Genomic DNA, 6993 nt, shown 5'->3' with positions numbered 1-6993 from the left:
TCCTACCGCGGTCTGATCGAGATCGGCGAGGGCGCGCCGGGCGCGAAGTCCAATGTGCTCTGTGACGCGCTGCTGGTCGACACGATCTCGCGGTCCGACACCTACCCGTACGTCGACGTCCGCGAGGACGACGTGTCCATGGGCCACGAGGCGACCGTCTCCAAGGTCTCCGAGGACCAGCTCTTCTACCTGATGAGCCGCGGTATGACCGAGTTCGAGGCGATGGCGATGATCGTGCGCGGCTTCGTCGAGCCGATCGCCAAGGAACTCCCCATGGAGTACGCGCTGGAGCTCAACCGGCTGATCGAGCTGCAGATGGAGGGCTCTGTCGGCTAGTACAGCCTGACGGCCTTCCGTCCCGAGCAGCGACTGTTTTTCTGTCTGACGTAGGAAGAGAGCAAGACGACAGCCATGGCTGAGGCTCAGAACATTCCGGCGGGGTCCACCACTGCCGGTTCGATCGCGGTGGCCGCCGAGTCGACCGTCGCTACCCGCATGAGTGCGCCCCCGTCCTTCGACGTGGCGGACTTCCCGGTCCCGCACGGCCGCGAGGAGGAGTGGCGCTTCACTCCGCTGGAGCGGCTGCGCGGTCTGCACGACGGCACCGCCGTCGCGAACGGCACCGGCATCAAGGTCGACTTCGACGCCCCCGAAGGCGTCGTCGTCGAGACCGTGGGCCGTGACGACGCGCGGATCGGCCGGGCGGGTACCCCGGCGGACCGGGTGGCCGCCCAGGCGTACTCGTCCTTCGAGAAGGCCTCTGTCGTCACCGTGCCCAAGGAGACCGTGCTCACCGAGCCGGTCCGGATCGCCGTGCACGGCGAGGGCGGCACCGCCTTCGCTCACCTGATCATCGAGCTCGGCGCCTTCGCAGAGGCCGTCGTGGTCGTCGACCACACCGGCGACGCGGTCCTCGCCAGCAATGTCGACTTTCTGCTGGGCGACGGCGCGAAGCTCACCGTCGTCTCCGTCCAGGACTGGGACGACACGGCCGTCCACGTCTCCCAGCACAATGCGCTGGTCGGCCGGGACGCCTCGTTCAAGTCGATCGTGGTCACCTTCGGCGGCGACGTCGTACGCCTCCACCCGCGCGTCCAGTACGCCGGCACCGGCGGCGAGGCCGAGCTCTTCGGTCTGTACTTCACCGACGCCGGCCAGCACCAGGAGCACCGTCTGCTGGTCGACCACAACACCCCGCACTGTCGCTCCAACGCCGCCTACAAGGGCGCCCTCCAGGGCCAGGACGCACACGCCGTCTGGATCGGCGACGTCCTGATCGAGGCCAAGGCCGAGGGCACCGACACGTACGAGATGAACCGCAACCTCGTCCTCACGGACGGCGCGCGGGTCGACTCAGTGCCGAACCTGGAGATCGAGACCGGTGAGATCGTCGGCGCGGGACACGCCTCCGCCACCGGCCGCTTCGACGACGAGCAGCTCTTCTACCTGCAGTCCCGCGGCATCCCCGCCGAGGAGGCCCGCCGTCTGGTGGTCCGCGGCTTCTTCGCCGAGCTGGTCCAGAAGATCGGCCTGCCCGATGTCGAGGAGCGCCTGCTCGCCAAGATCGACGCCGAGCTGGAGGCTTCCGTCTGATGGGCTTCGTCAAAGCCTGTGCGCTGAGCGAGCTGGAGGAGGACACCCCGAAGAGGGTGGAAATCGACGGCACGCCGATATCGCTCGTCAAGACCGGGGGCGAGGTGTTCGCGATCTACGACATCTGCTCGCACGCGAATGTCTCGCTGTCCGAAGGCGAGGTGGAGGACTGCCAGATCGAGTGCTGGCTGCACGGCTCGAGCTTCGACCTCCGCACCGGTAAGCCGTCCGGCCTTCCCGCGACGCGCCCCGTCCCCGTATATCCCGTAAAGATCGAAGGGGACGATGTGCTCGTCTCCGTCACCCAGGAGTCCTGAGTCACCCATGGCAACGCTTGAAATCCGCGACCTGCACGTCTCCGTCGAGGCTGAGAACGGCCCCCGGGAGATCCTCAAGGGCGTCGACCTGACCGTGAAGCAGGGCGAGACCCACGCCATCATGGGCCCCAACGGCTCCGGCAAGTCGACGCTCGCGTACTCCATTGCGGGCCACCCCAAGTACACGATCACCAGCGGCACCGTGACCCTGGACGGCGAGGACGTCCTGGAGATGACCGTCGACGAGCGCGCTCGCGCCGGCATGTTCCTCGCCATGCAGTATCCGGTCGAGGTCCCCGGCGTCTCGGTCTCCAACTTCCTGCGCACCTCCGCCACCGCGATCCGCGGCGAGGCCCCCAAGCTGCGTACCTGGGTGAAGGAGGTCAAGTCCGCCATGGAGCAGCTCCAGATGGACCCGGCCTTCGCCGAGCGCAATGTCAATGAGGGCTTCTCCGGCGGTGAGAAGAAGCGCCACGAGATCCTTCAGCTGGAGCTCCTCAAGCCGAAGATCGCGATCCTCGACGAGACCGACTCCGGCCTGGACGTCGACGCCCTGCGGCAGGTCTCCGAGGGCGTCAACCGCGTCCACGAGACCGGCGAGGTCGGCACCCTGCTGATCACGCACTACACGCGCATCCTGCGCTACATCAAGCCCGACTTCGTGCACGTCTTCGCGAACGGCCGCATCGCCGAGTCCGGCGGCGCCGAGCTCGCCGACAAGCTCGAGGCCGAGGGCTACGAGGCATACACGAAGGGTGGCGTATCCGCGTGACACAGCTGCCGGGCCTCCTCGACACCGAGGCGATCCGCAAGGACTTCCCGATCCTGGACCGCTTGATCCATGACGGGAAGAAGCTCGTGTACCTGGACAACGCGGCGACGTCACAGACGCCACGCCAGGTGCTCGATGTGCTGAGCGAGTACTACGAACAGCACAATGCCAACGTCCACCGCGGCATTCATGTGCTCGCCGAGGAGGCCACGGCGCTGTACGAGGGCGCCCGCGACAAGGTCGCCGCCTTCATCAACGCACCGAGCCGCGACGAGGTGATCTTCACCAAGAACGCCTCCGAGTCGCTCAACCTCGTGGCCAACATGCTCGGCTGGGCCGACGAGCCCTACCGCGTGGACCACGAGACCGAAATCGTGATCACGGAGATGGAGCACCACTCCAACATCGTGCCGTGGCAGCTGCTCTCGCAGCGCACCGGCGCGAAGCTGAAGTGGTTCGGCCTCACCGACGACGGCCGTCTCGACCTGTCCGACATCGAAGAGATCATCACCGAGAAGACGAAGATCGTCTCCTTCACGCTGGTCTCCAACATCATGGGCACGGTCAACCCGGTCGAGGCGATCGTGCGCCGCGCGCAGGACGTCGGCGCGCTGGTCCTGATCGACGCCTCGCAGGCCGCGCCGCACATGGTGCTGGACGTGCAGGCGCTGCAGGCCGACTTCGTGGCCTTCACCGGCCACAAGATGTGCGGCCCGACCGGCATCGGCGTGCTGTGGGGCCGGCAGGAGCTGCTCGAGGACCTGCCGCCGTTCCTCGGCGGCGGCGAGATGATCGAGACCGTGTCGATGCACTCGTCGACGTACGCCCCCGCGCCGCACAAGTTCGAGGCCGGTACGCCCCCGATCGCCCAGGCCGTCGGCCTCGGCGCGGCCGTGGACTACCTCTCCGCGATCGGCATGGACAAGATCGCCCAGCATGAGCACAGCCTCACCGAGTACGCGGTGAAGCGGCTGCTTGAGGTCCCGGACCTGCGGATCATCGGCCCCACCACGGCCGAGGAGCGCGGCGCCGCGATCTCGTTCACGCTCGGCGACATCCACCCGCACGACGTGGGCCAGGTCCTCGACGAGCAGGGCATCGCGGTCCGGGTCGGCCACCACTGCGCGCGGCCGGTCTGCCTGCGGTACGGAATTCCTGCGACCACGCGAGCGTCGTTCTATCTGTACTCCACGCCCGCGGAGGTCGACGCGCTGATCGACGGGCTGGAGCACGTACGGAACTTCTTCGGCTGAAGGGCTGGGACGTGAAGCTTGATTCGATGTACCAGGACGTCATCCTGGACCACTACAAGCACCCGCACGGGCGGGGCTTGCGGGATGGCGATGCCGAGGTGCACCACGTCAACCCGACCTGCGGCGACGAGATCACCCTGCGTGTGCGGTACGAAGGCTCGCTGATCGCGGACATCTCGTACGAGGGCCAGGGCTGCTCCATCAGCCAGGCCAGCGCGTCCGTGCTGAACGAGCTGCTGGTGGGCAAGGAGCTCGCCGAGGCGCAGAAGATCCAGGCGACCTTCCTGGAGCTGATGCAGTCCAAGGGGCAGCTGGAGCCGGACGACGCGATGGAGGAGGTGCTGGAGGACGCGGTCGCGTTCACCGGCGTCTCCAAGTACCCGGCCCGGGTGAAGTGCGCGCTGCTGAGCTGGATGGCATGGAAGGACGCGACCGCCCAGGCGCTGGGTGAGGCCCCCGAGAGGAAGACGGCATGACTGAGAACGCAGGGACCGCGCTGAAGCCGGCCTCCGAGGAAGAGGTCCGCGAGGCGCTGTACGACGTCGTCGACCCCGAGCTGGGCATCGACGTCGTCAACCTCGGCCTGATCTACGGCATCCACATCGACGACTCCAATGTCGCGACCCTGGACATGACGCTGACGTCCGCGGCCTGTCCGCTGACCGATGTGATCGAGGACCAGGCGAAGGCGGCGACGGACGGCATCGTCAACGAGCTGAAGATCAACTGGGTCTGGATGCCGCCGTGGGGCCCGGACAAGATCACGGACGATGGACGCGAGCAGCTGCGCGCGCTGGGCTTCAACGTCTGAGCCGTCTGGGATCCGGCTCCGCCGGATTCCACGAAACGGCCATGCCCGCCAGGCACACTGGCGGGCATGGCCGTTTCGCTGTGTGCTGAGGCCGAAGAAGACCCTGCTCGACTAGGGCCGGCGCCGGGTGCCTTTGTGTACGTGCGTACGCAACGTTGTGTACTCTCGTACGCATGGGATACGGACTGCTGGCCGCGGCGATCGCGGCGGAGGTGGCCGGGACGACGGCCATGAAGTACAGCGAGGGCTTCACCCGGCTGTGGCCCTCGCTGCTCACCGTCGCGGGCTATGTGCTCGCCTTCTCGCTGCTGGCCCAGACACTCAAGACCATGTCGGTGGGCACCGCATACGCGATCTGGGCCGGCGTCGGCACGGCCGCGATCGCCGCCATCGGCATGTTCTTCCTGGGTGAGTCGACCAGTCTGGTCAGGATTACGGGCATCGCGCTGGTGATCGTCGGCGTCGTGGTGCTCAACATGGGCGGTGCCCACTGATGGCGCGGCGGTACGACCCCGAGCGGCGTCAGCGCATTATCGACGCGGCGATCCGGGTGGTCGGCAGCAGCGGGATCGCCGGGCTCAGTCACCGCACCGTGGCAGCCGAGGCCGATGTGCCGCTCGGCTCGACGACGTATCACTTCGCTTCCCTCGACGAGCTGTTGGTCGCCGCGTTGCGCCAGGCCAACGAGGGGTTCGCGGCGGCTGTCCGCAAGAGCGGCGCGCTCGTCGACCCGGATGCCGACCTTGCCGAGGAGCTCGCCCGGGTGATGGGGGAGTGGCTCGCCGGGGAGCGTACGGGCGTGGAGCTGGAGTACGAGCTCTATCTGGCGGCCCTGCGGCGGCCCGCGCTGCGGCCGGTCGCCGCGGAGTGGTGCGAGGAGCTCGCCGAGATCCTGGCCCGGCGGACCGATCCGGTCACGGCGCGGGCGCTGGTGGCGCTGATGGACGGGATCTGTCTGCAGGTGCTGCTGACGGACGCCCAGTACGAGGCGGAGTATGCGCGGGAGATGCTGGCGCGGATCATCGGCTGAGGGCGATGCGTTCCTGCCGCTGTCTGACCGGCGGCGACCGCGCCGACGGCGTTCGTTCCCAAAGGGAACCCGCTGGGATGGGGCGCCGGTCCTCGCGGGGCCGCGGGAGCCGCGGGAGCCGCGTTTCTGGCGGCTGGGAGGCTCCGTACGCGCCCGTCAACTGAGACTGGTTCGCTCCCGCGGGCCCTTGCCGGTTAGCGTTCCACCATGACTGACTCGCCCGACAGCACCACTGCTACTCGCACCACCGGCGCCGTCGCCGCCGGACTCGCCACCCTGGCCGCCGATGGCACCGTCCTGGACACCTGGTTCCCCGCCCCGGAGCTCGTCACCGAGCCCGGGCCTGCCGGGACCGAGCGGCTGACCGCCGAGCGTGCCGTCGAGCTGCTCGGTGAAGGGGCCGCCAAGGCCATCGGCCCGGATGCCCGCCGCGGCGTCGAGGTCGTCGCCGTCCGCACGGTCATCGCCTCGCTCGACGACAAGCCGCTGGACGCACACGACGCGTATCTGCGCCTGCACCTGCTGAGCCACCGGTTGGTCAAGCCACACGGCCAGAACCTGGACGGCGTCTTCGGGCTGCTCGCCAATGTCGCCTGGACCTCGCTCGGCCCGGTCGCCGTCGACCAGGTGGAGAGCGTGCGGCTGAACGCCCGCGCCGAGGGCCTGCACCTGGCCGTGACGAGCATCGACAAGTTCCCGCGGATGACGGACTACGTCACGCCCAAGGGCGTACGCATCGCCGACGCCGACCGCGTCCGGCTCGGTGCGCACCTTGCCGCGGGCACCACCGTGATGCACGAGGGCTTCGTCAACTTCAACGCCGGCACGCTCGGCACGTCGATGGTCGAGGGCCGTATCTCCGCGGGCGTCGTCGTCGGCGACGGCTCGGACATCGGCGGCGGAGCCTCCACCATGGGTACCCTCTCCGGGGGTGGCAACGTCCGCATCGTCATCGGCGAGCGCTGCCTGATCGGCGCGGAGGCGGGCGTCGGCATCGCGCTCGGCGACGAGTGCGTCGTCGAGGCCGGTCTGTACGTCACCGCGGGCACCCGAGTCACCATGCCCGACGGGCAGATCGTCAAGGCCCGTGAGCTCTCCGGCGCGAGCAACATCCTCTTCCGTCGCAACTCGGTCACCGGCGCCGTCGAGGCCCGCCCGAACAACGCGGTCTGGGGCGGCCTCAACGACATCCTGCACAGCCACAACTAGGCCCGGAC

At 68.4% G+C, this 6993-nt stretch carries 10 protein-coding genes; all 10 read left to right on the top strand.

Features of this window, described 5'->3' with window-relative positions:
• Positions 1 to 336, top strand: a 336-nt coding sequence (locus tag ACWDO5_RS24525; RefSeq protein WP_450532491.1) for a SufD family Fe-S cluster assembly protein, incomplete at its 5' end; no start/stop codon positions are given.
• Positions 337 to 411: 75 nt separating this feature from the next.
• On the top strand, positions 412 to 1593 hold the full coding sequence (sufD, locus tag ACWDO5_RS24520; protein ID WP_450532490.1) for a Fe-S cluster assembly protein SufD: 1182 nt from the start codon (positions 412 to 414) through the stop codon (positions 1591 to 1593).
• Positions 1593 to 1910, top strand: coding sequence for a non-heme iron oxygenase ferredoxin subunit (locus ACWDO5_RS24515; RefSeq protein WP_450532489.1), 318 nt, complete (start codon positions 1593 to 1595; stop codon positions 1908 to 1910). The genes sufD and ACWDO5_RS24515 overlap by 1 nt, the downstream gene beginning before the upstream one ends.
• 7 nt (positions 1911 to 1917) lie before the next feature.
• Positions 1918 to 2682, top strand: a complete 765-nt coding sequence (gene sufC, locus ACWDO5_RS24510; RefSeq protein WP_307664217.1) for a Fe-S cluster assembly ATPase SufC — start codon at positions 1918 to 1920, stop codon at positions 2680 to 2682.
• A complete protein-coding gene (locus ACWDO5_RS24505) occupies positions 2679 to 3935 on the top strand; it encodes a cysteine desulfurase (protein ID WP_450532488.1) in 1257 nt (418 codons plus the stop codon). Before sufC ends, ACWDO5_RS24505 begins: the two co-directional genes overlap by 4 nt.
• An 11-nt stretch (positions 3936 to 3946) precedes the next feature.
• Positions 3947 to 4411, top strand: coding sequence for a Fe-S cluster assembly sulfur transfer protein SufU (gene sufU / locus ACWDO5_RS24500; protein WP_450532487.1), 465 nt, complete (start codon positions 3947 to 3949; stop codon positions 4409 to 4411).
• Positions 4408 to 4746, top strand: coding sequence for a metal-sulfur cluster assembly factor (locus ACWDO5_RS24495; RefSeq protein ID WP_450532486.1), 339 nt, complete (start codon positions 4408 to 4410; stop codon positions 4744 to 4746). The genes sufU and ACWDO5_RS24495 overlap by 4 nt, the downstream gene beginning before the upstream one ends.
• 173 nt (positions 4747 to 4919) lie before the next feature.
• Positions 4920 to 5240, top strand: a complete 321-nt coding sequence (locus ACWDO5_RS24490; RefSeq protein WP_450532485.1) for a DMT family transporter — start codon at positions 4920 to 4922, stop codon at positions 5238 to 5240.
• On the top strand, positions 5240 to 5776 hold the full coding sequence (locus tag ACWDO5_RS24485) for a TetR/AcrR family transcriptional regulator (protein ID WP_450532484.1): 537 nt from the start codon (positions 5240 to 5242) through the stop codon (positions 5774 to 5776). Before ACWDO5_RS24490 ends, ACWDO5_RS24485 begins: the two co-directional genes overlap by 1 nt.
• Positions 5777 to 5983: 207 nt before the next feature.
• Positions 5984 to 6985 (top strand): 2,3,4,5-tetrahydropyridine-2,6-dicarboxylate N-succinyltransferase, encoded by a 1002-nt coding sequence (dapD, locus tag ACWDO5_RS24480; protein WP_450532483.1) that lies wholly within the window; start codon positions 5984 to 5986, stop codon positions 6983 to 6985.
• Positions 6986 to 6993 lie beyond the last annotated feature (8 nt).

The organism is Streptomyces sp. NPDC000880 (assembly GCF_053599675.1).
This window is presented reverse-complemented; position numbering and strand designations above follow the sequence as displayed.